General features: G+C 72.0%; 25 protein-coding genes and 1 pseudogene. 13 read left to right on the top strand and 13 right to left on the bottom strand.

Going from position 1 to position 23,873, the window contains the following annotated elements; all coding sequences use genetic code 11:
* The first annotated feature begins 34 nt into the window (after positions 1 to 34).
* Positions 35 to 835: an enoyl-CoA hydratase/isomerase family protein gene (locus ABT360_RS14680; protein ID WP_351814997.1), complete on the top strand. Its 801-nt coding sequence runs from the start codon at positions 35 to 37 to the stop codon at positions 833 to 835.
* Here ABT360_RS14680 and ABT360_RS14675 read toward each other — a convergent pair.
* Positions 832 to 1,503, bottom strand: a complete 672-nt coding sequence (locus ABT360_RS14675; RefSeq protein WP_351814995.1) for a hypothetical protein — start codon at positions 1,501 to 1,503, stop codon at positions 832 to 834. The genes ABT360_RS14680 and ABT360_RS14675 overlap by 4 nt on opposite strands.
* Before the next feature lie 91 nt (positions 1,504 to 1,594).
* On the opposite strand from ABT360_RS14675, the gene ABT360_RS14670 reads away from it, so the two are divergent.
* From ABT360_RS14670 to amaP, 5 genes are read left to right on the top strand one after another with little or no spacing between them, the layout of a single operon-like run.
* Positions 1,595 to 2,122, top strand: a complete 528-nt coding sequence (locus ABT360_RS14670) for an Asp23/Gls24 family envelope stress response protein (protein WP_351814993.1) — start codon at positions 1,595 to 1,597, stop codon at positions 2,120 to 2,122.
* Positions 2,123 to 2,144: 22 nt separating this feature from the next.
* The gene (locus ABT360_RS14665; RefSeq protein ID WP_351814991.1) at positions 2,145 to 2,336 is read left to right on the top strand and encodes a hypothetical protein; all 192 of its coding nucleotides are present in this window, start codon (positions 2,145 to 2,147) and stop codon (positions 2,334 to 2,336) included.
* On the top strand, positions 2,311 to 2,709 hold the full coding sequence (locus ABT360_RS14660) for an Asp23/Gls24 family envelope stress response protein (RefSeq protein WP_351814989.1): 399 nt from the start codon (positions 2,311 to 2,313) through the stop codon (positions 2,707 to 2,709). The genes ABT360_RS14665 and ABT360_RS14660 overlap by 26 nt, the downstream gene beginning before the upstream one ends.
* A complete protein-coding gene (locus ABT360_RS14655; protein ID WP_351814987.1) occupies positions 2,706 to 3,305 on the top strand; it encodes a DUF6286 domain-containing protein in 600 nt (199 codons plus the stop codon). The genes ABT360_RS14660 and ABT360_RS14655 overlap by 4 nt, the downstream gene beginning before the upstream one ends.
* 6 nt (positions 3,306 to 3,311) lie before the next feature.
* Complete coding sequence (gene amaP, locus ABT360_RS14650; RefSeq protein ID WP_351814985.1) at positions 3,312 to 3,875, top strand: alkaline shock response membrane anchor protein AmaP; 564 nt, start codon at positions 3,312 to 3,314, stop codon at positions 3,873 to 3,875.
* A 53-nt stretch (positions 3,876 to 3,928) separates the two neighbouring features.
* On the opposite strand, the gene ABT360_RS14645 is transcribed toward amaP, so the two are convergent.
* From ABT360_RS14645 to ABT360_RS14625, 5 genes are all read right to left on the bottom strand, one after another.
* A complete protein-coding gene (locus ABT360_RS14645) occupies positions 3,929 to 4,684 on the bottom strand; it encodes an SDR family oxidoreductase (RefSeq protein WP_351814983.1) in 756 nt (251 codons plus the stop codon).
* A 4-nt stretch (positions 4,685 to 4,688) separates the two neighbouring features.
* Positions 4,689 to 6,473, bottom strand: coding sequence for a glycoside hydrolase family 15 protein (locus ABT360_RS14640; protein ID WP_351814981.1), 1,785 nt, complete (start codon positions 6,471 to 6,473; stop codon positions 4,689 to 4,691).
* Between the two features lie 30 nt (positions 6,474 to 6,503).
* Positions 6,504 to 7,301, bottom strand: coding sequence for an SURF1 family cytochrome oxidase biogenesis protein (locus ABT360_RS14635; protein ID WP_351814979.1), 798 nt, complete (start codon positions 7,299 to 7,301; stop codon positions 6,504 to 6,506).
* A gap of 58 nt (positions 7,302 to 7,359) precedes the next feature.
* Positions 7,360 to 7,596: a hypothetical protein gene (locus ABT360_RS14630; protein WP_064071372.1), complete on the bottom strand. Its 237-nt coding sequence runs from the start codon at positions 7,594 to 7,596 to the stop codon at positions 7,360 to 7,362.
* Positions 7,597 to 7,661: 65 nt separating this feature from the next.
* Positions 7,662 to 8,651: a DEDDh family exonuclease gene (locus tag ABT360_RS14625; RefSeq protein WP_351814977.1), complete on the bottom strand. Its 990-nt coding sequence runs from the start codon at positions 8,649 to 8,651 to the stop codon at positions 7,662 to 7,664.
* A gap of 577 nt (positions 8,652 to 9,228) precedes the next feature.
* On the opposite strand from ABT360_RS14625, the pseudogene ABT360_RS14620 reads away from it, so the two are divergent.
* The 3 genes and pseudogenes from ABT360_RS14620 to ABT360_RS14610 all read left to right on the top strand — a co-directional run.
* Positions 9,229 to 9,538 (top strand): annotated as a pseudogene (locus ABT360_RS14620) (amidohydrolase family protein); the annotation flags it as partial.
* A gap of 75 nt (positions 9,539 to 9,613) precedes the next feature.
* Positions 9,614 to 10,324: a VIT1/CCC1 transporter family protein gene (locus ABT360_RS14615; protein WP_351814975.1), complete on the top strand. Its 711-nt coding sequence runs from the start codon at positions 9,614 to 9,616 to the stop codon at positions 10,322 to 10,324.
* Positions 10,325 to 10,578: 254 nt separating this feature from the next.
* A complete protein-coding gene (locus ABT360_RS14610) occupies positions 10,579 to 11,622 on the top strand; it encodes a zinc-dependent alcohol dehydrogenase family protein (RefSeq protein WP_351814974.1) in 1,044 nt (347 codons plus the stop codon).
* Here the strand turns inward: ABT360_RS14610 and ABT360_RS14605 are convergent.
* Together ABT360_RS14605 and ABT360_RS14600 are read right to left on the bottom strand one after the other, a co-directional pair.
* Complete coding sequence (locus tag ABT360_RS14605) at positions 11,612 to 13,030, bottom strand: CoA transferase (RefSeq protein WP_351814972.1); 1,419 nt, start codon at positions 13,028 to 13,030, stop codon at positions 11,612 to 11,614. The genes ABT360_RS14610 and ABT360_RS14605 overlap by 11 nt on opposite strands.
* An 80-nt stretch (positions 13,031 to 13,110) precedes the next feature.
* Positions 13,111 to 14,661 (bottom strand): S8 family peptidase, encoded by a 1,551-nt coding sequence (locus ABT360_RS14600; protein WP_351814970.1) that lies wholly within the window; start codon positions 14,659 to 14,661, stop codon positions 13,111 to 13,113.
* Between the two features lie 241 nt (positions 14,662 to 14,902).
* Between ABT360_RS14600 and ABT360_RS14595 the strand changes: the two genes are divergently transcribed.
* The 3 genes from ABT360_RS14595 to moaA all read left to right on the top strand — a co-directional run bounded on the left by ABT360_RS14595 (position 14,903) and on the right by moaA (position 18,058).
* On the top strand, positions 14,903 to 15,280 hold the full coding sequence (locus ABT360_RS14595; protein WP_351814968.1) for a DUF485 domain-containing protein: 378 nt from the start codon (positions 14,903 to 14,905) through the stop codon (positions 15,278 to 15,280).
* Entirely contained in the window at positions 15,277 to 16,905 is a 1,629-nt protein-coding gene (locus ABT360_RS14590) for a solute symporter family protein (protein WP_351814966.1), read from the top strand. The genes ABT360_RS14595 and ABT360_RS14590 overlap by 4 nt, the downstream gene beginning before the upstream one ends.
* Before the next feature lie 163 nt (positions 16,906 to 17,068).
* The gene (moaA, locus tag ABT360_RS14585; protein WP_351814965.1) at positions 17,069 to 18,058 is read left to right on the top strand and encodes a GTP 3',8-cyclase MoaA; all 990 of its coding nucleotides are present in this window, start codon (positions 17,069 to 17,071) and stop codon (positions 18,056 to 18,058) included.
* An 8-nt stretch (positions 18,059 to 18,066) separates the two neighbouring features.
* Here moaA and ABT360_RS14580 read toward each other — a convergent pair whose 3' ends face one another.
* Positions 18,067 to 18,288 carry a hypothetical protein gene (locus tag ABT360_RS14580; RefSeq protein WP_351814963.1) on the bottom strand — a complete coding sequence of 74 codons (222 nt, stop codon included), beginning with the start codon at positions 18,286 to 18,288 and terminating at the stop codon, positions 18,067 to 18,069.
* Between the two features lie 190 nt (positions 18,289 to 18,478).
* Entirely contained in the window at positions 18,479 to 18,907 is a 429-nt protein-coding gene (locus ABT360_RS14575) for a DUF3099 domain-containing protein (RefSeq protein WP_351814961.1), read from the bottom strand.
* A 212-nt stretch (positions 18,908 to 19,119) separates the two neighbouring features.
* Between ABT360_RS14575 and ABT360_RS14570 the strand changes: the two genes are divergently transcribed.
* A complete protein-coding gene (locus ABT360_RS14570) occupies positions 19,120 to 19,395 on the top strand; it encodes a GlsB/YeaQ/YmgE family stress response membrane protein (RefSeq protein ID WP_351814959.1) in 276 nt (91 codons plus the stop codon).
* 64 nt (positions 19,396 to 19,459) lie between these two features.
* Here the strand turns inward: ABT360_RS14570 and tyrS are convergent, their stop codons facing one another.
* The 3 genes from tyrS to ABT360_RS14555 form a co-directional block, all read right to left on the bottom strand.
* A complete protein-coding gene (gene tyrS, locus ABT360_RS14565; protein ID WP_351814957.1) occupies positions 19,460 to 20,728 on the bottom strand; it encodes a tyrosine--tRNA ligase in 1,269 nt (422 codons plus the stop codon).
* 88 nt (positions 20,729 to 20,816) lie between these two features.
* Positions 20,817 to 22,208 (bottom strand): TldD/PmbA family protein, encoded by a 1,392-nt coding sequence (locus ABT360_RS14560; RefSeq protein ID WP_351814955.1) that lies wholly within the window; start codon positions 22,206 to 22,208, stop codon positions 20,817 to 20,819.
* A complete protein-coding gene (locus ABT360_RS14555; RefSeq protein WP_444852241.1) occupies positions 22,205 to 23,767 on the bottom strand; it encodes a TldD/PmbA family protein in 1,563 nt (520 codons plus the stop codon). Before ABT360_RS14555 ends, ABT360_RS14560 begins: the two co-directional genes overlap by 4 nt.
* Between the last annotated feature and the right edge of the window lie 106 nt (positions 23,768 to 23,873).

The raw sequence follows: 23,873 nt of genomic DNA, 5'->3' as shown, positions 1-23,873 counted from the left end.
TGGCTGCACTGCTGCACCGGACCCGGAGGCGCCCATGACCTCGCTCGACCCAGTCCTCGAAGTGCTCGACAAGGACGGCGTACGGCTCACCGTCGAGGACGCCGTTGCCACGGTGACTTTGACCAACCCGGCCAAGCGCAACGCCCAGTCCCCCGCTCTGTGGCGGGCGTTGACGGAGGCCGGTCGGTCGCTGCCGGGCAGCGTGCGGGTCGTGGTGCTGCGCGGTGAGGGCACGTCCTTCTCCGCCGGGCTCGACCGGCAGGCGTTCACGCCGGAGGGTTTCGACGGCGAGCCGTCGTTCCTCGATCTGGCACGCGGCTCCGACACCGAGCTCGACGCCGTCATCACCGAGTACCAGGAGGCGTTCACCTGGTGGCGCCGTAACGACATCGTGTCGATCGCGGCCGTGCAGGGGCACGCGATCGGAGCAGGCTTCCAGCTCGCCCTGGCATGCGACCTGCGGGTCGTGGCGCAGGACGTGCAGTTCGCGATGCGCGAGACCAGCCTGGGCCTCGTCCCGGACCTGACCGGCACGCATCCCCTCGTCGCGGCGGTCGGCTACGCCCGGGCGCTGGAGATCTGTGCCACGGGCCGGTTCGTCCACGCCGACGAGGCCGAACGCATCGGGCTGGCCAACCTCGTCGTGCCCGCGGGCGACCTCGACGGTGCGGTGCGGGACCTGTCGGCCGCCCTGCTGGCGGCGCCGCGCGACGCGGTCGTCGAGACCAAGGCGCTGCTCCGGGGTGCCGGGGAGCGTTCGTACGAAGAGCAGCGGACGGCCGAGCGCGCGGCCCAGGCGCGCCGCCTGCGCGACCTGGCCGGTCTCGCCGACTAGCCCGGCCCCTCGACGACGACGTCGGTGACCACCACGGTCACCGGCAGCTCACCGCCGACGGCCCCGCGTACCGCCAGTGCCACATCCAGGGCACGGTGGTCCGGGGCCGTCGCCAGTTCGATGCGGACGTGATCGGCCGCCCGGTGGACCGAAGGCCCCAGGACCGTCGTCAGCCGGGCCACGCCCGGGACGGCGGCCGCCGCGGCAGCCGCGGGATCCACCGGTGACGGGCGCTCCTCCTCGGATGGGGGAGCGGCGGCCGGCGAATCCGGCGGGGCGTCCAGGAGTGCCGTCACCCGGAGGTCCACCTCCCGGACGGTCAGCCCGAGCCGCCGCTCCGCCGCCGCCGACAGCGCGCTACGCAGCCGTTCGGCGAGATCCGGCAGCGGTACGCCGTACCCGGCGGCGAAGTCCGCCTCGATCCGCAGCGGGCCGGGCGGCACCGAGCCCGGCGGGGCCGGAAACGCGGGCGCGGATCCGGCGTCCGCCAGGGCGATCCGCAGCCGGCCGGGGTCCACCCCCGGCACCTGCCGGGCCGCCCGGCGCAGCACCGCGTCCGCGGCGCGCTCCGCGATCCAGGCCCCGTCCGCCGGACCGCCCAGGGGAAGAAGCCGGCCGAGACCGACCCTGCTCCGTACCGTCGCCACCCATCCGTCAGCCGTCGTCATTCCTCCAGCCTGCCCCATTCCTGGCGCGAGATCAGGAAACCACCCTTAATGTGAGCAAAGGAGAGCAAAAACTCCCGAAGGGATAACGGTGATGACGGACGCGTCGCAGACCGGCCAGGCCGGCCAGGCCGCTCAGGCCGACCAGGCCGCGAAGGCCGCGCGGGTCAAGGAGCCGGCGGCCGAGGAAGCCAGGAAGACCTCCGTGGCCAAGCGGAGCGGCGGTGGCGGCGACCCGGCATCCCGTGGCCGCACCACGATCGCCGACGGGGTCGTCGAGAAGATCGCCGGGCTGGCCGCGCGCGATGTGGTCGGCGTCCACGCGATGGGCAGCGGCGTCTCCCGGACCTTCGGCGCCGTGCGCGACCGGGTCCCCGGCGGCAAACCCAGCGTCACGCGCGGTGTGAAGGCCGAGGTCGGCGAGGTGCAGACGGCACTCGACCTGGAGATCGTCGTCGAGTACGGCGTCTCCATCCGCGACGTCGCCGGGGCGGTCCGGGAGAACGTGATCTCCGCGGTCGAGCGGATGACCGGCTTGGAGGTCGTCGAGGTCAACGTCGCCGTGAGCGATGTGAAGCTGCCGGAAGAAGAGGAAGACGAGCCGGAGAACCGGCTCCAGTAGCCAGCCGTTTGAGGAGCGCGCGATGAGCATGGCGATGGTCGGCCTGTTGGCCGGAATGGCGCTCGGCTTTGCCGGATACTTCGGCGGCTTCGGGGCGTTTCTGCTGGTGGCCGCCCTGGGGGCGGTCGGCTTCGTGGCGGGACGGTTCCTCGACGGGGACCTGGAACCCGGCGACTTCTTCCGGGGCCGTGACCGCGACGACCGGCGGCGGTGACGCGGTGACGGGGGTCCTGGCGGCGGAACGCGGGGCGACCACGATCGCCGACCGTGTGGTGGCGAAGATCGCCGCGCACGCGGCGCGGGAAGCACTCGACGAGGTACCGGAGGAGGAGCGGGGCGCCGGCGACGCCGGCCGGCCGCCGCACGCGACGGTCGTCGTGCACCGCGACACCGCACGCGTCCACATCAGCCTGGAACTCGACTACCCCTCCGACATCGGCGCCCGGTGCGGCGCCGTACGCCGCCAGGTGATCCGGCGCGTGCAGACGCTGGCGGGCATGGAGGTGCGGGAGGTGGCGGTCGAGGTGGAGCGGCTGCACTCCGGGTTCACCCGGGAGCGCGACAAGGGCCGAGGGAGGGTCAGATGAGCACGGTCACGCCCGCCGAGCCCGTACCGGTGCTGGAGGAGCGGGCGCGAGGTGGTGCGCACCGCTTCTGGTCCGTACGGCGCGTACCGGCCGCCCTGCTCGCGCTCATCGTCCTCGCCGGCGCGGGGCTGCTGCTGTACGACGTCGCCGCGGTACGGGCCGGGCGGCCCGGTATGCGCTGGCGGCGCGCCCTCGCCGACGACCTGGCAGCCCGGCCGCTCGACGACCTGTGGGTGCTCATCGGGGCCGTGGTCGTGATCGGCCTGGGCATCTGGCTGCTCGTCCTGGCCTGTACGCCGGGGCTGCGCGCCGTCCTGCCGATGCGGCGCGGTGGCGACCCGCTGCGCGCCGGGCTCCGGCGGGAAGCGGTGGAGGTCGTGCTGCGCGACCGGGCGATGGCGGTGGCGGGAGTGCAGTCCGCACGGGTACGGGCGCGGCGCCACAAGGCCTCCGTCCGGGCCGTGGCCCACTTCCGCGAACTCGGCGAGGTACGCGCCGACCTGGACGCCGCGCTGCGGGACGCGGTCGAGGAACTGGGCCTGGCACGGCCACCGCATCTGTCGGTGCACGTGGTGCGCCCGGCGCGGAAGGGGTGAGCGGACATGCTGAGGGCCGTCAACCGGGTGCTGCTGGGCCTCGTGGGGCTGGTGCTGGTGTGCGCGGGCGGGGCGGTGCTCGCGGCCGGCCTGGACCTGGGCGTGCCGTCGTGGTGGCCCTGGCGGGGCCCGGACGCCGTGCTGCTCAGCGAGTCGGGACGGAGGCGGTGGGCGTGGCCGGTCGTCGTCGCGGTACTGGCGGTGCTGGTGCTCCTCGCACTGTGGTGGCTGCTGGCCCAGCCGCGGCGGCACCGCCTGGCGGAGGTACTGGTCGACAGCCGGGACGGGGAGAGTGCGGTGCTCCGGGGCCGCGCGGTGGAGGGTGCCGTGGAGTCGGAGGCGGAGGCGCTCGACGGGGTCTCGCGCGCCCGCGCCCGGCTCACCGGCCGCCGTACGGCACCCTCGGCGCGCGTGTCGCTGCTGCTGGAGCCCCACGCGTCACCCGACGAGACCCTGTCACGCCTCCGGGAGGGTGCCCTGCGGCACGCCCGTGAGTCGGCGGGCCTCGCCGAGCTCCCCACGGAGGCCCACCTCCGCGCCGCCAAACACCCGGCACGCCGGGTGACATGACACCACGCCACGCCACGCCACACCGCGGGAGCCGCGGGCGGCACCGGTGTCGGTCAGAAGCCGTGGCGGGCGCCGCCGTCGACGGGGAGCATCACGCCCGTGAGGTACGAGGCCGCCGGGGACAGGAGGAACGCCGCGGTGTTGCCGAACTCCTCCGGGGTGCCGTAGCGGCGCAGCGGGATCCGGGACTCGTTGGCCGCGCGGGCGGCGGCCGCGTCGCCGGACAGGGCGTCCAGTTCACGGACGCGGTCCGTGTCGATGCGGTTCGGAAGCAGGCCGACGACCCTGATCCCGCGCGGCCCCAGCTCGTTCGCGAGGGACTTGGCGAAGCCCGCCAGGCCGGGGCGCAGGCCGTTGGAGATGGTCAGCCCGGGGATCGGCTCGTGCACCGAACCGGACAGGACGAAACCGATCACCCCGCCCTCCACCAGCGCGGCCGCCGCCGCCCGGGCCATCCGTACCGCGCCCAGGAAGACCGAGTCGAACGCCGCCTGCCACTGCTCGTCCGTGTTGTCCGCCGCCCACCCCGGGGCCGGGCCGCCGACGCTGATGAGAACGCCGTCGAACCGCCCGAAGTGCGACCGGGCCGCGCCGATCAGACGGTCGGGGGCCGCCGGGTCGGCGTTGTCCGCCGCGACGCCCACCGCGCCGGGGCCCAGCTCCTCGGCCGCCCGGGCGACGGCCTTCTCGTCGCGCGAGGAGACGACCACCTTCGCGCCGTCCGCCACCAGGGCACGCGCGGAGACGTTGCCCAGCCCGCGGGACGCACCGGTCACCACGTACACACGGTCCTTCAGTCCAAGATCCATGGCCCTATCCTGCCGTCTCCTCCCGCGCCAGCGCGAGGGCCGACCCCACGAGCCCGATGTGGCTGAACGCCTGCGGGAAGTTGCCCAGCTGCCGACGCGCCGACGCGTCGTACTCCTCGGCCAGCAGCCCCACGTCGTTGCGCAGCGCCAGCAGCCGCTCGAACAGCTCCCGCGCCTCCTTCGTACGGCCCGTCATGCGCAGCGCGTCCGCCATCCAGAACGAGCAGACGAGGAACGTCCCTTCGTCGCCCGGCAGTCCGTCGACCGGCACGCCCTCGGTGCTGTACCGCCGGATGAACCCGTCGTGGTTCAGCTCCTCCCACACCGCGTCCACCGTGCCGACCACCCGCGGATCGTCCGGCGGCAGGAAACCGACCCGGGGGATCAGCAGGGTCGCGGCGTCCAGCTCCCGGGAGCCGTACGACTGCGTGAAGGTGTTGCGCTCCGGGTCGTACCCCTTCTCGCACACCTCCCGGTGCACCTCGTCGCGCATCGCCCGCCACCGGTCCACGTCGCCGCGCAGCGACGGATTCCGCTCCAGCGTGCGCACCGCGCGGTCGGCGGCGACCCACGCCATCACCTTGGAGTGGACGAAGTGGCGGCGCGGCCCGCGCACCTCCCACAGCCCTTCGTCGGGCTGCCGCCAGGTCGACTCCAGGAACCCCAGCAGGCTCAGCTGGAGGTTCCACGCGTGCGACTGCAAGGCCAGCCCCGCCTCACGCGCCAGGTACAGGGCGTCGATGACCTCCCCGTAGACGTCCAGCTGCAACTGCCGCACGGCCGCGTTGCCGGTCCGCACCGGCGCCGACCCGGCGTACCCGCGCAGCCACGGCAGCTCCGTCTCCGGCAGCCGGCGCTCGCCCGCGAGCCCGTACATGATCTGGAGGTCCGCGGGGTCACCAGCCACCGCCCGCAGCAGCCAGTTGCGCCACGCCGCCGCCTCGTCCAGGTACCCGGCCGACAGCAGTGCGCCCAGTGTGAGCGTCGCGTCGCGCAGCCAGCAGTAGCGGTAGTCCCAGTTCCGTACGCCTCCGATGTCCTCGGGCAGCGAGGTCGTCGGCGCGGCGACGATCCCGCCCGTCGGGGCGTAGGTAAGCGCCTTGAGGGTGATGAGCGAGCGCAGCACGGCCTCGCGGTAGGGCCCTTCGTAGGTGCACTGTGCCGCCCAGGACTTCCAGTCCTCCAGCGTGTGCTCCAGTGCCTCGTAGGGGTCGATCAGCGGCGGCCGGGGCCGGTGCGAGGGGTGCCAGGTCAGGACGAACGCCACCTTCTCGCCCGCGCCGACGGTGAACGACGAACAGGTGCTGTACTGCTGACCCCATGTCTTGACCTCCGGCTCGCTGCGCAGCCATATCGAGTCGGGGCCCGCGATCGCCACCCGGTGGCCGTCCGTCCGGCGGACCCACGGTACGACCGACCCGTAGTCGAAGCGCAGCCGCAGTACCGCCGCCATCTCGACCGTGCCGGTGACGCCCTCCACGATGCGTACGACATCGGGGGCCTCATCGCGCTGCGGCATGAAGTCCAGCACCTTGACCGTGCCGGTGCGGGTCTCCCAGAGGGACTCCAGGACGAGGGAGTCACCGACGTAACGGCGCCGGGTGCAGGCGTGTCCGTCCTTGGGGGCGATCCGCCAGTGGCCGTTGTCCTCGTCGCCGAGCAGCGCGGCGAAACAGGCCGCCGAGTCGAAGCGCGGCAGGCACAGCCAGTCGATCGAGCCGTCCCTGCCCACCAGCGCGGCCGTCTGCAGATCCCCGATGAGGGCGTAGTCCTCGATGCGTTGCGTCACGCTCTGGCGTCTTCCCGCACCGGCGTTCGGCTAAGCAGCGGACGGCTCGGGCGCGGCAGTGGCCTGCGTCTCGCCGGCGGCGGCCGTCTCGCGGTCGCGCTTCTCGCGGCGTACGAGCACCACCCAGCCGACCGGCACGCCCGCCGCGAACAGCCACCACTGGACCGCGTACGCCATGTGGGCGCCGATGGAGTCGTGGTCGGGCTCGGGGATCAGCTCCGGGGTGTCCCCGGCCGGCGCCGGCGCGGTCTGCTCCAGGTACCCGCCGAGCACCTCGCGGCCGAGGCTCTTGGCCTGCTGCTCGCTGTTGATCAGCATCACCTGGCGGGCCGGCAGTCCGCTGAGGTCCTTGATGCCGCTGGCACCGGTCGTCTCGTCGGCCTTGAGCCGGCCCGTGACGGTCACCTCGCCCTTGGGGGCGGGCGGCACCTCGGGGAAGGACTTCTGGTCGGCGGCGGCCGGGATCCAGCCCCGGTTGACGAGGACCGTGCGGCCGTCGCCGAGGACGAGGGGGGTGAGGACCAGGACGCCGATCCTGTCGTCGGCGTTGGTCCGGCGGCGTACGACCACTTCGTGGGCCGTGTCGAAGGTGCCGGTGGCGGTGACACTGCGCCAGTAGTCGGAGCGGGGGACGGTGTGGCCGGGGGAGGTGAGCTCCGTCACGGGGACGGGCTTCGCCTTCAGGTTGTCCTCGATCAGCTGGTTCTGCGCGACCCGGTGCTCGTGCCGGTGGAACTGCCAGAAGCCCAGCTCGACCATCACGGGGATGAGAACGAGGGCGATGAGGGTGAGGATCACCCACTGCCGGGACAACAGGAAGCGGTACACGGTTTCGACCGTACCTGTTCCGGTTCGGGACCCCGATGGGGGGTCCCGTCCGGTTGCGTCACACCTTGTCGACGATGCCCACCTGGCCCTTCTCCGCGCGGGCGCAGTGCGCCCCGCAGAACCACTGGCCGTCGGCCTCGACGCCCTGGCCGATGATCTGGACCCGGCAGTGCTCGCAGATGGGCGCCATGCGGTGGATGGCGCAGGCGAAGCAGTCGAAGACGTGCACGGCGCCCTGCGCGTGCACCTCGAAAGACATGCCGTAATCGTTTCCGCAGACCTCACAACGTGCCATGCGCCACAGGGTGCGGTCTGGCGCTCCGCAAGGGGCGGCGAAACGCCAGGCGGTCACCCGTCTGCTTACTCGTCTGCCGGGGCCACGTCACGGAGCAACTGGGTGAACGCCGCCTCGTCGACGATCGGCGTGCCGAAGGACTTGGCCTTCACCGTCTTGGAGGTGGCGGCGTCCGGGTCGTTGGTGACGAGCAGGCTGGTCAGCCGGGAGACGCTGGTCGCCACATGGAGGCCCGCCTCGACCGCACGGTCCTCCAGCAGCTCGCGATCGATGCTGGTGTCACCCGAAAATGCCACCCTCATGCCCTGCTTGAGCGGTTTGTCCGCTTCGTACCGCCCGGGGTTGGGGTACGTGCACGCCGGTCGCTTGCGCGACGGGCGCCAGCCATTGGCGCGGTACGACGCCTGCTGCCCGATACGCGGCGCAGGCGACCCGCCGGAGGAGGGCGACGCCCATTCGGTGAGCGGGCGGCACTCCAGCAGCGGCAGCCGTACGCCCCGCTCCGCCGCCGTGTGCAGGCTCGGGCGGAACGCCTCGGCCAGCACGCGTGCGTCGTCCAGCGCGTTGTGCGCCTGCCGCTGCACGACGCCGAAGTGTGTGGCCAGGCTCTCCAGCCTGAAGTTGGACAGCGGCAGTCCCAGCTCCTTGGAGAGCGCGATGGTGCACAGGCGCTGGCGCACCGGAGCCGTCCGCTCCGCCCGGGCGTACTCGCGGGCGATCATCGACCAGTCGAACATGGCGTTGTGCGCGACGAGCACGCGGCCGTCGAGCCGTGCGGAGAACTCCGCCGCGATCTCCGGGAAGAGCGGCGCGCCCTCCAGCACGTCACTCGTCAGACCGTGGATCCACACCGGGCCGGGATCGCGCTCCGGATTGACCAGCGTGTACCAGTGGTCCTCCACATTTCCCTGCGCGTCGAGCCGGTAGACGGCAGCGGACACTATCCGGTCGTCGCGGGCGAGTCCGGTGGTCTCCACGTCGACGACCGCGTACCCCTGCTTCGGGTAGGCGGTCGGCCACGGTGCTGCTGTCGTACGGTCGTCGAGCATGGTCACTGAGAATAGAGGCCGCCACTGACAATGCCGTCGCCGGGCACGGGCTGCGCGGCCGCCGAGTTGACGCCCGCGCCCGTACACCGGTGGTTCAGGGGCCGGTTGACGCCTCGGCCGGCGTGGCGAGGAGCTCGCCCGGCGGGCGCCGTGCGTCCGGTGCCCGGTTCATGCGGATACGTCGCGAGTAGGAGCCGGCCGCTCCGCCGAGCCGGGGCGTGCACTGCCGTGGCGCGTCACGGCCCCCGCACGTGCCGCTCGACGCCGTGGTGGGCGCCGGGCGGCCGGGCGGGTGCGGATCCGTCCACCGGAACGTGTCCCGCTCCAGACCGGCTCGGCCGCACCGTCCGGGGCCGGGGCGGGACGACTCATGGCTGCCCCAACAGGCCCCCCACCAGGGCTCATACGGACGTGACGAACAGCCGTTCCGCGTCCACGGGACGGGCCGGCGCCGGGTCGTGCCCGGAGGATCGCCCGGCGACTGGACCGGCGCCCGCTCGCGGTTGCGCTCCAGCTGCGCGGGGGCAGGAACATCCGCTCCATAAGGCCCCGTTCGTGGGCCCCGGGCCGGGTGAGAGGAACCGTCAGCCACCACGGCGGCTCGGTGTCCCCGCCGTTCGGCGACGAACCGGCCGCGCGGGCGGTGCTCATGGTGGAGACGACCTGGTTCCCGCACCGCGCCCTGTGGCACCTGGTCTTCGGCGGCGCCTTCCGCCGCCACCGAACAGGGCTCCGGCTGGATCCCCGGCATCCTGGACATGCTGGACTACTGCCACGCAGGTCTGGTCGTGGCTTCCGCCTCGGCCGAATCCAAGTTGGGCGCCGGACTGCCGGCCTCCATGGGCAAGTGCCCCAGTGAGGTGTGGCGGGACAACTGCTTCGTCGGCGCGGCGGACGCGACGAGCCCGGCGTTCGCACCCGGCGGGTCGGTACGGGTCTGGTGAGCGCGACGGTGAGACCCTCCCGAGGTGACTGACGCACCCCACGAAGAGGAGCACGGCGGCGCGCTCGGCACACGCCTCAACTGGCTGCGTGCCGCCGTCCTCGGCGCCAACGACGGCGTCGTCTCCACCGCGGGTCTCGTCGTCGGCGTCGCCGGCGCCACCGACGACCGCGCCACCCTCCTCACGGCGGGCCTCGCGGGCCTGCTCGCCGGCTCCATGTCGATGGCGGTCGGCGAGTACGTCTCCGTCTCCACCCAGCGCGACTCCGAGAAGGCCGCCCTGGCCGAGGAGAAGCGGGAGCTGCGCGAACAACCCGAAGCGGAACTCGTCGAACTCACCGACCTCCTCGAAGCCCGCGGGCTGACCCGCGACGTCGCCCATGAGGCCGCCGAACAGCTCACGGAACGCGACGCGCTGCGCGCCCACGCGCGCGTGGAGCTGGGTATCGACCCCGACGAACTGACCAACCCCTGGCACGCGGCGGCCGCCAGCTTCCTCGCCTTCACCATCGGCGCCCTGCTTCCCCTCCTCGCCATCGTCCTCCCTCCGGCACCCGCCCGCCTCTACGTCACGGTCCTCTCCGTCCTCGCGGCCCTCACCCTCACCGGCTGGTCCAGCGCCCGCCTCGGCGCGGCCCCGGCCCGCCCGGCGATCCTGCGCGTGGTGGGCGGGGGAGCGCTGGCGATGGCCGTGACGTACGGGGCCGGGTCGCTGCTGGGCGCGGCGGGGGTGTGAGGATCACCCGTGCGTCCGTCTCACCACGATGCGAGACGGTCCATCGGCCCACCGACGAGGTCCGGCACTCGCCGGCGGGACGGCCGACGACAAGTCCCATCTGCCGCCCGGTCGCAGACACTGCGTCGCACCGCCTGGGGGAGTCGAGGCCTCTGACCCGGCCCCCCACCACTCGCGGTCCAGGTGTCAGTACCGGGGCGTACGGTGGGGAGGCCGTCCGGAAGACACCGGCTGAGAGCGAGGACCCGCCCGTCATGCGCGCCACCACCATCCACGCCCCCTTCGACATCCGCGTGGAGGATGTGCCCGACCCCGTCGTCGAGCAGCCCACCGACGTGGTGCTGCGCGTCCTGCGCGCCTGTGTCTGCGGCAGTGACCTGTGGGCCTACCGCGGCGAGGCGGCCCGGGTGCCCGGTCAGCGCATCGGACACGAGTTCCTGGGTGTCGTGGAGGAGGCGGGCGCGGACGTGGTCGGCTTCACGCCCGGTGACCTCGTCGTGGCGCCGTTCGTCTGGTCCGACGGCACGTGCGAGTACTGCGCCGAGGGTCTGACCACCTCCTGTGCCCGCGGCGGCTTCTGGGGCTCGGTCGGTTCCGACGGCGGGCAGGGCGAGGCGGTCCGCGTGCCCTTCGCGGACGGCACCCTCGTCAAGCTGCCGGCCGCCGCCGCGTCAGACGACCGGCTGCTGACCGCGCTGCTGGCGCTGTCCGACGTGATGGGCACCGGACACCACGCCGCGATCGGCGCCGGTGTGGGCAAGGGCACCACCGTGGCGGTCGTCGGCGACGGAGCGGTCGGTCTGTGCGGGGTGCTGGCCGCCAGGAGGCTGGGCGCCGAGCGGATCATCGCGCTCGGCCGCCACCAGGCGCGTACGGACATCGCCCGCACCTTCGGCGCCACCGACGTCGTCGCCGAGCGCGGGGACGCCGCCGTCGCCGCCGTACGGGAACTGACCGGCGGGCAGGGTGCCCACGCCGTCATCGAGGCCGTCGGTACCGAGCAGTCCATGCGAACCGCCGTCGGGATCGTCCGTGACGGCGGTTCCATCGGCTACGTGGGCGTACCGCACGGCAGCGGTACGGGGCTCGACCTGGGCGAGATGTTCGACCGGAACATCGCCCTGCGCGGCGGCGTCGCGCCCGTCCGCGCGTACCTGCCGGAACTGCTCCCCGACGTCCTCGACGGCACCATCGACCCGTCGCCGGTCTTCGACCTGACGGTCGGTCTCGACGGCGTACCGGACGGCTACAAGGCGATGGACGAGCGCACCGCCCTCAAGGTCCTCATCAAGCCGTGACCCACTCCGCGGCGTCCGTGCCCCACAGGCCCGGCGGGCGCGCCCAGTTCGCCGGTCCTCCCTCGTACGCCACCGGGGGCAGCGCGTGCCGCAGCCGGCCCATGGAGCTGTCCGTGGCGGTCATCCAGGGTTCCGGGTCGTACCCGCCATGCCGCTCGGGCCCCTTGGCGAGGCCGTGCACCAGCCAGTGCGCGGTCTGGGTGAGGGCCGCACGGGCGAGCCGGGTCCCGCCGCCGTCCCGGCCGTGCTGCTCGGTCAGCGCCCGCAGCACGGCGGCGGCCAGCAGGTATCCCGTGCCGTGGTCCAGGGCCTGGGCGGGCAGCGCGCCCGGTCCGCCGCCGGAGCCCTCCAGCGCGGCGATGCCCGTCGCCACCTGGACCAGGCTGTCGAAGCCGCGCCGCTCGTGCCACGGCCCGTACCGGCCCCACGCCGAAAGCTGGGCGACGACCAGGCCGGGGCGGCGCTCGGCCAGCGCCTCGGGGGAGAGCCCGAAGCGGTCCAGCGCGCCCGGCCGGTAGCCGGTCACCACCACGTCGGCGCCCGCGAGCAGCTCCTCGAACACGCGGTGGTCCGCACCGCGCCCGAGGTCCAAGGCCGTCGACCGCTTGCCCATGCCGGTGTCGTTGTGGGCCTCCTGGCTCTCCGGCAGGTGCGGCGCGTCGATCCGCAGGACGTCGGCGCCCAGCAGCGCGAGCGTCCGCGTGGCGACCGGTCCGGCCAGCACCCGCGTCAGGTCCAGCACCCGCAATCCGGCGCATGGCAGCAGCGCCGTACTCGTACCGGACATCCGACTCCACGCGCGCGTGGACCCCGGTCCTGCCCCCGCCTCCCCGATCCGCTCCAGGGTCAGTAGTGGCTGCCCCGCCACCAGGGCGCCCTGCTCGTGCGCGGCCCACTCCGCCGTGCTGCGCGCCGCGACGGCGAGGCCGCCCGCCGCGTACACGGTGTCCTCCACGTCCAGGGCGCCGCGCCCGGCGATCGCCTCGGCGACGGCGTCCGCCCCGGAGTCGTCCGGCAGGCCGAGCGCGGCGAGCAGCCGGGCCCGGTGGTGCGGGTAGTTCGCGTGTGTACGCACCCACCCGTCGGCCGCCCGCCAGAACCGGGACAGCGGCGCGAACGCGGTCCACGCCTTGCCGTCCACCCTGACCAGCCGGTCGCTGAGGAACGCCGTGGCCACCGCCCCGTCGTCGACCCGCACCCGCGGCACCGGCCGCCCGGTACGTACGGCGGTCAGCTCGGCCGCCGCGAGGGAGCAGACCGCGACGGTCGCGCGGGCCATCTCCATCACGGGCAGCCGGGCGGGCAGGCCGTCGGCGGGGCCGGTGTGGGTGACCCGCTCCAAAAGAGCTGGATCGGCACCGAGTGCCAGCCAAGCCTGGGACGTACCGGCACCGAAGGCAGTGTCCATACCCGCACTATGGCACTGAGTGCCAGGACAGGGAAGAGCCCCGGACGCGTACGCACACCACGCCCGGGGCCCCGGAACCGTTACCGCCGCACCGCGTCCAGCGCGTCCGTCATGCCCGTGCCGTAGAAGCCGTTGTCGCGCTTGCCGCCCTCGCACACCGCGTCGACCGTGCCGTCGCCGTTGATGTCGTACGGGTTGGTGCACGCCATGTCGTCGGCCTGCTTGTACAGCAGCGCCTTGACCTCGGCGGGCGAGGCGTGCGGGCGCGTCGACTTGATCAGCGCGGCCACACCCGCCACGTGCGGCGACGCCATCGACGTACCGCCCTTGTAGCCGTACTTGCCGCCCGGCAGCGTCGACAGGATCAGCCCGCTGGTGGCCGGTGCCTCCGGCGGCTGGTACGCCGTCGAGTCACCACCCGGGGCGGCGATGTCCACGACACCGTGCCCGTAGTTCGAGTACGAGGCCTTCAGGCCCTTGGCGCCCGTCGCGGACACCGTCACCACACCGTCCAGCATGGTCGGAACGTCCGGGCACTCGCTCGGGTCGACGACCCGCTCGACCGGCGTGGTGTCGTTCGGGCTGGTCTTGTCGGTCACCTCGTCCGACGCCAGGTCCGTACGGGAGTTGCCCGCCGCGGCGACATTGACCGCGCCCTTGCGCTCCGCGTACCGCGTGGCGCGCTGCAGCGCCTCCACCAGGGCGCCCTGGTCGAGGTCGTTCTTGCAGGTGTACATCCACGGGTCGACGTAGTAGCTGTTGTTCGTCACCTCGACGCCGTGCTCGGCGGCCCAGACGAAGCCGCAGACGACGGACTCGGTGTAGAAGAACCCGTCGGGGTTGGACACCTTGATCCCGGAGACCTTCACACCGGGGGCGACACCGGTGACGCCGACGCCGTTCTTCGCGGCGGCGATCGTGCCGGCCACGTGCGTGCCGTGGTCGCTCTCGGTCGGACCCGGCCGCCAGGACCCCTCGGCGGTGTCCGGCGCGCCGGTCACACAGTTCGCGGAGGCCGCGCGGTCGAAGTTCGGGGCAAGGTCCGGGTGGGTGTCGTCCACACCCGTGTCCAGCACCGCGACGGTGACCTTCTTGCTGCCGAGGGACTTCTCGTGGGCCTTGTCCGCCTTGATGGCCGGCAGGTCCCACTGGAGCGGCTCGAACGGGTCCTGGCCGTCGGTCGCCCGATCGGCGGCCGTCCGGGCCTCCTTGGCCGACAGGGGCTGCTCGGCCGCGATGTCGGTGGTCCGCTGGACGGCGAGCGGCGCGGTCCTCGTGGCCCCCGCCGACTTCACCCCCCGCACCTCGCGGATCGTCTTGGCGAAGTCCGGGTTCTGCGAGTGGACGACGATGACACCTATCTGGTCATAGGCGATCACCACCGTGCCGCCCGCCTCGGATATCGCCTTCTTCACCGCTTTGACGGTGGAGTGACCACCCGTCACATTCACGACGTACGACAGCTTCGGGCCGTTCGTCGTCGTGGCGGCGGCGACGGTGCCGGCGGCCGGGGCCTCGTCCAGCGGGGCGGCCGAGGCCCCGGCCGCCGGAAGCAGACCGAGCGAGGCCGTGAGGGCCAGACCGGCGGGCAGCGCGAGTAGGCGCCCGCGTCCGGTTCCCAGATGAGCCATGGGTTCTCCACATCATCCGTGACGTCCGCCCGCACACCGGGTGCGTGTGGGCGGGTACATGACGAGCGAAGCTATCGCCGATCATCCCGGCCCATCAATGACTTGGCGAAAGAAAGACGCCGCAGGTGAACCGCGTCGCCACGGCTTCCGTGCCGTTGACAGGGGAGAGCACCAGCGAGTGCCGCCCCCCATCGTGAGGTCCTTGTCCATGCCCAGCGCACCCGTGTCGCGAGGAGTTTCCGTGGTTACCGATGCACCGCCGCCCGAGGGCGGTACGGACACCAGTCCCGCCCAGCCCACGACAGAAGCGTTCGTCGAGGTGCAGGAGAGTGCGGAGTTCGGCGAACTGCGCCGCACGTACCGCTCCTTCGCCTTCCCCCTGACCATCGCCTTCATCGCCTGGTACCTGCTGTACGTCCTGCTGTCCAACTACGCGGGCGGCTTCATGGGCACCAAGGTGTTCGGCAACATCAACGTGGCGCTGGTCCTCGGCCTCGGCCAGTTCGTCACCACTTTCCTCATCGCCTGGTTCTACTCCCGGCACGCCGCAGGGAAGCTCGACCCCAAGGCGGAAGCCATCAAGTCCGGTATGGAGACCCGTATGGAGGCCGACGCATGAGCAGCCCCACCGTTCTGCTGGCCGCCGCGTCCGACGCCTCGGAGCACCGGCCGCTGATCATCACCCTTTTCGCCGCCTTCGTCGTCGCGACCCTCTGCATCACCGTCTGGGCCGGCCGCCAGACCAGAAACGCCTCCGACTTCTACGCGGGCGGCCGTCAGTTCACCGGCTTCCAGAACGGCCTCGCCATCTCCGGCGACTACATGTCCGCCGCGTCGTTCCTCGGCATCGCGGGCGCCATCGCCCTCTTCGGATACGACGGGTTCCTCTACTCCATCGGCTTCCTGGTCGCCTGGCTGGTCGCCCTGCTGCTGGTCGCCGAGCCACTGCGCAACTCCGGCCGGTACACGATGGGCGACGTCCTCGCGTACCGGATGCGCCAGCGTCCCGTCCGCACCGCCGCCGGCACCTCGACCATCGTCGTCTCGATCTTCTACCTGCTCGCCCAGATGGCCGGCGCGGGCGTCCTCGTCTCGCTGCTGCTCGGCATCACCTCGGACGGCGGCAAGATCGCGATCGTCGCCCTCGTCGGCGTACTGATGATCGTGTACGTGACCATCGGCGGTATGAAGGGCACCACCTGGGTGCAGATGGTCAAGGCCGTCCTGCTCATCGCGGGCACCCTGCTCATCACCTTCCTGATCCTGCTGAAGTTCGGCTTCAACCTCTCCGACCTGCTCGGCACCGCCGCCGCCAACAGCGGCAAGGGCGCGGCCTTCCTCGAACCGGGCCTCAAGTACGGCGCCACCGGCATCTCGAAGCTGGACTTCATCTCACTCGGCATCGCGCTGGTGCTCGGCACCGCGGGCCTGCCGCACATCCTGATCCGCTTCTACACGGTGCCGACGGCCAAGGCCGCCCGTAAGTCGGTCAACTGGGCCATCGGCATCATCGGCGCCTTCTACCTGATGACCATCGTGCTCGGCTTCGGCGCCGCCGCCCTGCTCAAGCCCGGCGACATCATCGCCTCCAACAAGGCGGGCAACACGGCCGCCCCACTGGCCGCTCTGGAGATCGGCGGTGGCGGTGACTCCGCGGGCGGCGCGATCCTGCTCGCCGTGATCTCCGCGGTCGCATTCGCCACCATCCTCGCCGTCGTCGCCGGACTCACCCTCGCCTCGTCGTCGTCCTTCGCGCACGACATCTACGCCAATGTGATCCGCCGGGGACAGGCCACGGAGAAGGAGGAGGTCCGCGCCGCCCGCTGGGCGACCGTCCTCATCGGCATCGTCTCCATCGCCCTCGGCGCGCTGGCCCGCGACCTGAACGTCGCAGGCCTGGTCGCCCTGGCCTTCGCGGTCGCCGCGTCCGCGAACCTGCCGACGATCCTCTACAGCCTGTTCTGGAAGAGGTTCACCACCCAGGGCGCCCTGTGGTCCATCTACGGCGGCCTGACCGCCTCCGTGGCGCTCGTGCTGTTCTCGCCGGTCGTCTCCGGCAAGCCCAGCTCGATGTTCCCGGACGCCGACTTCGCCTGGTTCCCGCTGGAGAACCCGGGCCTGATCTCCATCCCGCTGGGCTTCCTGCTCGGCTGGCTCGGCTCCCTGCTGTCGAAGGAGGAGCCGGACAAGGGCAAGTACGCGGAACTGGAGGTCAAGTCCCTCACCGGTGTCGGAGCGCACTGACGCGCACACCCTGTGCGACCGCACGCGGCCGCGCCGTCGGGATCGTCGTAGATCCCTACGACGCGGCCGTGCCGCTCCTGTGGACAATGGCCCGTGTTGTTGTCAGTGGGGTCACGTAGGCTCCTTGGTATACGGAACCTGGTAACCGGGGGAGGCGCCCACAGTGCTCATCGACACATTCGGCCGCGTGGCCACTGACCTGCGCGTCTCGCTCACCGACCGCTGCAATCTCCGGTGCACGTACTGCATGCCCGAAGAGGGCCTGCAGTGGCTCGCCAAGCCCGACCTGCTCACCGATGACGAAATCGTCCGGCTGATCCGCATCGCCGTCACCGACCTCGGCATCACCGAGGTCCGCTTCACCGGCGGGGAGCCGCTGCTGCGACCCGGCCTGGTCGGCATCGTCGAGCGCTGCGCCGCCCTGGAGCCCCGTCCCAGGATGTCGCTGACCACCAATGGCATAGGCCTCAAGCGCACCGCGACCGCCCTCAAGGCCGCCGGTCTCGACCGGGTCAATGTCTCCCTCGACACCCTGCGCCCCGACGTCTTCAAGACCCTGACCCGCCGCGACCGCCACAAGGACGTCCTGGAAGGCCTCCAGGCGGCCCGGGACGCCGGGCTCACACCGGTCAAGGTCAACTCGGTCCTCATGCCGGGGCTCAACGACGACGAGGCCCCCGACCTCCTCGCCTGGGCCGTGGAGAACGACTACGAGCTCCGCTTCATCGAGCAGATGCCGCTCGACGCCCAGCACGGCTGGAAGCGCGACGGCATGATCACCGCCGGTGACATCCTGGAGTCGCTGCGGACCCGCTTCACCCTCGACCCCGAGCCCGACGAGGCACGCGGCTCGGCGCCCGCCGAGCGCTGGATCGTCGACGGCGGACCGCACCGGGTGGGTGTCATCGCCTCCGTCACCCGGCCCTTCTGCCGGGCGTGCGACCGGACCAGGCTCACCGCCGACGGCCAGGTGCGCACGTGCCTGTTCGCCCAGGAGGAGACCGACCTGCGAGCGGCACTGCGCTCGGACGCGCCGGACGAGGAGATCGCCCGCATATGGCGGCTCGCGATGTGGGGGAAGAAGGCCGGCTCCGGTCTGGACGACCCGAGCTTCCTGCAGCCCGAGCGGCCGATGTCGGCGATCGGCGGCTGAGCGGCCCGTCAGTGATCCGAGAGGGACTCCCACTCGGCCAGCGTGACCACGTCCTTCAAGAAGCCCCGCACACCCAGGAACTGGGACAGGTACTCCCGGTGCTCCTCACAGGCCAGCCAGGTCTTGCGGCGCTCCGGCGTGTGCAGCTTCGGGTTGTTCCAGGCCAGCACCCACACCGCCGCGGTGCGGCAGCCCTTGGCGGAACAGATCGGGGTGGTCTCGTCGCTCACAACACGTCCAAACAAAAGCCCGAACAAAGGCGACGCCGGGCAGCCACGGGGGGAGCTGCCCGGCGTCGGTCCGTCGCTCCGACGGGGGATGCGGAGCGCCTACGAAGTATGTCACGGGGACCGGGGTCGAGTGCACTGAAACCACATGATTGATCTGAGCTTTTCTTGAGCTTTGCAGACCGGTGGCGGCTCAGTTCTGCTCGTACTGGCGTTCCTGCTGGGGTTTTTGGTGGTCCCGGCGATCCTCCGGCGCCGGTTCCGCGTGCGCCTGCGACCCGGTTTCCTCCGTCGGTTTCCCTCCCGGATGCCCCGAAGGCCCCCGCGTCAGCATGGGGCGCCCGGCCACCGGAGTCGGTACGAAGGACTGCGGCTGCGGAGGCGCCGTCTCGCGGCCCGCGTTGGCGATCACCACGGCGACGTACGGCAGCACGGCTCCCAGGACCAGCGCCACGATCGCCACGTGCCGCTGGACGTTCCACAGGGACGCGGCCGCGATCACCGCGACGGTCCGCACGGACATCGAGATGACATAGCGCCGCTGCCGCGCACGCACATCGTCCGCCAGCCCCTGACGGGCGCCGGTGATCCGGAAGACCTCGTCGCTCCCACGCTTCCGCATCACGTTCCACCACCCGGCATCCACGCCGGACGCTCCCCGGACCGGCTTGCCTCCACCGTACGCCCGCCCTCCGCCGCGTACGAGACCGGCCCCCTCACCAGGCCGGACGCGGCGGGGCCTCACTCGTACGGAGGTGTCCGACATGCGCCGTCCGCCGGACGGGCCGAGACTTGTCGGGACTGCTCACGTCAATCCGTACCGAGGAGGCAGCCATGGGCTGGTTGTGGGCGATTATCGTCGGATTCGTACTTGGCCTGATCGCCAAGGCGATCCTGCCGGGCAAGCAGCACAGCCCCCTGTGGCTGGCCACCATCTTCGGCATCATCGGCGGCATCGCCGGTAACGCCCTCGCCAGGGCTTTCGGCATCGAGGCGACTCCGGGAATCGACTGGGGCAGGCACGCCCTGCAAGTCGCGGCCGCGGTCGTCATCGTCGGCCTCGGCGACATGCTCTACATGTCGATGCGGGGCAACAAGCAACGGGCCTGACGCGCGGCGGCGCCCCGGATGCTTCGCACACCCGGGGCGCCGCCGTGACGGACGACGCGGCGCGTCAGCCCGCGGCGACCTCGATCGCCGCCAGGTTCTTCTTGCCGCGCCGCAGCACCAGCCAGCGGCCGTGCAGCAGCTCGTCGGCGGACACCACGGCGTCCTCGGCGGTCACCTTGGCGTTGTTCACGTACGCGCCGCCCTCCTTGATCGTGCGGCGGGCCGCCGACTTGCTCGGTGCCAGGCCGACCTCGGCGAAGAGGTCCGCCACCGGGCCCGGCTCGGTGACCCGGGCGTGCGGCAGCTCCGCGAGCGCCGCGGCCAGCGTCGCCTCGTCCAGCTCCGCCAGCTCGCCCTGCCCGAACAGCGCCTTCGAGGCGGCGATCACCGCGGCGCACTGCTCGGCGCCGTGCACCAGCGTCGTCAGCTCCTCCGCGAGCGCGCGCTGGGCCGTACGGGCCTGCGGACGCTCCTCGGTGACCTTCTCCAGCTCCTCCAGCTCCTCACGGCTCTTGAAGCTGAGGATGCGCATGTACGTGGAGATGTCCCGGTCGTCCACGTTCAGCCAGAACTGGTAGAACGCGTACGGCGTGGTCATCTCCGGGTCCAGCCAGACGGCCCCGCCCTCGGTCTTGCCGAACTTGGTGCCGTCCGACTTGGTCATCAGCGGGGTGGCCAGCGCGTGCACATTGGCGTGCGGCTCCAGCTTGTGGATCAGGTCCAGGCCCGCCGTGAGGTTGCCCCACTGGTCGCTGCCGCCCTGCTGGAGCACACAGCCGTAGCGCCGGTACAGCTCCAGGAAGTCCATGCCCTGGAGCAGCTGGTAGCTGAACTCGGTGTAGCTGATGCCCTCCTGCGACTCCAGCCGCCGGGCGACCGAGTCCTTGGTGAGCATCTTGTTGACCCGGAAGTGCTTGCCGATGTCCCGCAGGAACTCGATCGCGGTCAGGCCCGCGGTCCAGTCCAGGTTGTTCACCATGATCGCGGCGTTCTCGCCCTCGAAGGACAGGAACGGCTCGATCTGCGAGCGCAGCCGCGTCACCCACTGCGCGACGGTCTCCGGATCGTTCAGAGTCCGCTCCGCGGTCGGGCGCGGGTCACCGATCTGCCCCGTCGCCCCGCCCACCAGCGCCAGCGGCCGGTGCCCGGCCTGCTGGAGCCGGCGGACGGTGAGCACCTGCACCAGGTGCCCGACGTGCAGGCTGGCCGCGGTGGGGTCGAAGCCGCAATAGAACGTGACCGGACCGTCCGCGAGAGCCTTGCGCAGAGCGTCCTCGTCGGTGGACTGGGCGAACAGCCCGCGCCACTTCAGCTCGTCGACGATGTCCGTCACGGTGTCGTGTCTCCTTGAACGATTCCATTGATCCGCTGTGCAACGGTGCGGCGATGCGAACAGCGATGTGAACGCCAGTCTATGGGGGTCACACGCCCTGGCTGACCGAACTCATGTTGAAGTCCGGCACCCGCAGCGGCGGCATCGCGGCCCGGGTGAACCAGTCGCTCCACTCGCGCGGCAGCGTCCGCTCCGTCCGGCCCGCCTCCGTGGCCCGCGACAGCAGGTCCACCGGCGACTCGTTGAACCGGAAGTTGTTCACCTCGCCGACGACCTCGCCGTTCTCCACCAGGTACACACCGTCCCTGGTCAGCCCGGTCAGCAGCAGCGTCGCCGGGTCGACCTCACGGATGTACCAGAGGCAGGTGAGCAGCAGGCCGCGCTCCGTGGCGGCGACCATCTCCTCCAGGGACCGCTCGCCACCGCCGTCCAGGACCAGGTTGCCGATCCCCGGAGTGACGGGCAACCGGGTGAGCGCGGCGCTGTGCCGCGTGGTGACGAGGTGCTCCAGCCGGCCCTCCCGTACCCAGTCGGTCGGCGCCAGCGGCAGCCCGTTGTCGAACACCGACGAGTCGTCGCCCGACGCGTGCGCGATCAGGAACGGCGCCGACTCCAGACCCGGCTCGTGCGGATCGCTGCGCAGGGTCAGGGGCAGGGGGGAGAGCGTCTCGCCGATCCGGGTGCCGCCGCCCGGCTTGGAGAAGACGGTCCGGCCCTCCGCCGCGTCCCGGGCGGCCGACGACCACAGTTGGTAGATCAGCAGGTCCGCGACGGCGGTGGGCGGCAGCAGCGTCTCGTACCGCCCGGCGGGCAGCTCGACACGGCGCTCGGCCCAGCCGAGGCGCTGCGCCAGCTCCGCGTCCAGCGCGATCGGGTCCACGTCCTTGAAGTCCCGCGTCGAGTGCCCCGTCCACGCCGACCGCCTCCGGTCCGGCGACTTGGCGTTGAGCTCCAGCGTCCCGGACGGCTGGTCGTGCCGCAGCCGCAACCCCGTCGACGTACCGAGGTACGTCGACGTCAGCTCGTGGTTCGCGAACCCGTACAACTCGCGGCCCCCCGCGCGGGCCCGCGCGAACGCCTCACCCAGCGCGGGCGCGAAGTCCCCGAACACCGCCGACGAGGTCTCGGCGGGCGCGTCCGTGAAGTCGGGCGACGCCTCCGCGCCGGACACCAGCGGCTGGGCGTCCTCGGCCGGCCCGGCCCCCCGCGCGGCGGCCTCGGCCGCCCGGACGAGCGGCTCCAGTTCCTCGGCGGTGACCGCGGAGCGGGACACCACGCCGGAGGCGGTGCCCTTCGCCCCGTCGACGGTGGCCATGACGGTGACCGTCCGGCCGCGCGTGACGCCGTTGGTGGTCAGGGCGTTGCCCGCCCAGCGCAGATTGGCGGACGAGTGCTCGTCCGCGATCACGACACACCCGTCGGCGCGCGACAGCTCCAGGGCCCGCTCGACGATCTCGTACGGCTTCGCTACGGGGCTCATCGGCCACCCTCCTGCGCGGTGTTAAGGATGTTCACGCCCCGGAACAGGGCCGAGGGGCAGCCGTGCGAGACCGCCGCGACCTGGCCCGGCTGGGCCTTGCCGCAGTTGAAGGCGCCGCCCAGGACATACGTCTGGGGGCCGCCGACCTTCTCCATGGAGCCCCAGAAGTCCGTCGTCGTCGCCTGGTACGCCACATCGCGGAGCTGGCCGGCCAGCCGCCCGTTCTCGATCCGGAAGAACCGCTGCCCGGTGAACTGGAAGTTGTACCGCTGCATGTCGATCGACCACGAGCGGTCGCCGACCACGTAGATCCCGCGCTCGACGCCGCCGATCAGGTCCTCCGTCGACAGCCCGCCCGGATCCGGCTGCAGGGACACGTTCGCCATGCGCTGCACCGGCACGTGCCCCGGCGAGTCGGCGTACGCGCAGCCGTTGGACCGGCCGAGGCCCGTCAGCTTGGCGATCCGCCGGTCCAGCTGGTAGCCGACCAGCGTGCCGTCCTTCACCAGGTCCCAGCTCTGGGCCTCGACGCCCTCGTCGTCGTACCCGATGGTCGCCAGCCCGTGCTCGGCGGTCCGGTCACCCGTCACGTTCATGATCGACGACCCGTACGCCAGCTTCCCCAGCTGGTCGAAGGTGGCGAACGACGTTCCGGCGTACGCCGCCTCGTACCCCAGCGCCCGGTCCAGCTCGGTGGCGTGCCCGATCGACTCGTGGATCGTCAGCCACAGGTTCGACGGGTCGACGACCAGGTCGTACCTCCCCGGCTCCACGCTCGGCGCCCGCATCTTCTCGGCGAGCAGCTCCGGGATCCGCTCCAGCTCGGCGTCCCAGTCCCAGCCGGTGCCGGTCAGGTACTCCCAGCCGCGCCCGACGGGCGGCGCGATCGTCCGCATCGAGTCGAACTCACCGGTCGTCCCGTCCACCGCGACCGCCGTCAGCTGCGGATGCAGCCGTACGCGCTGCTGGGTGGTGACCGTCCCGGCGGTGTCCGCGTAGAACTTGTTCTCGTGGACGGTCAGCAGGGAGGCGTCCACGTGCGCCACCCCGTCCGCACGCAGCAGCCGCGCGCTCCAGTCCGCCAGCAGCCCGCTCTTCTCGGCGTCCGGCACGGTGAAGGGGTCGATCTCGTACGACGAGACCCACGTCCGGTCCGCGTGCACCGGCTCGTCCGCCAGCTCCACGCGCTCGTCCGACCCCGCCGCCGCGATGACCTGCGCCGACAGCTTCGCCATGGCCACGGCCTGGGACGCCACCTTGGCGGCCGCGTCCATGGTCAGGTCCACGCCGGAGGCGAACCCCCACGCCCCGCCGTGCACCACCCGCACCGCGTACCCGAGGTCGGTGGTGTCCGACGATCCGGCGGGCTTGGCGTCCCGCAGCCGCCACGAGGCGCTGCGGACGCGCTCGAAACGGAAGTCGGCGTGCTCGGCGCCGAGCGCCCTGGCCCGCGCGAGCGCCGCGTCGGCGAGCGCCCGCAGCGGCAGCGCCGTGAAGGCTTCGTCGATGGAATGAGGCACGAATGTCTCCTGTCGTGTGAGACCGGTCGCCCTGATCATGTCGCGCCGCCCGGCCCTGTGCCCAGTGCTTTCGGCGGGGCTTTCTGTAGGGACCCGACAGTGACACCCGTACGCCACTGTCAGGGGTCGATTCTCCGTGGAGCGG

This window comes from Streptomyces sp. NPDC000229 (genome assembly GCF_040300825.1).
Lineage (GTDB): Bacteria > Actinomycetota > Actinomycetes > Streptomycetales > Streptomycetaceae > Streptomyces.
This window is presented reverse-complemented; position numbering and strand designations above follow the sequence as displayed.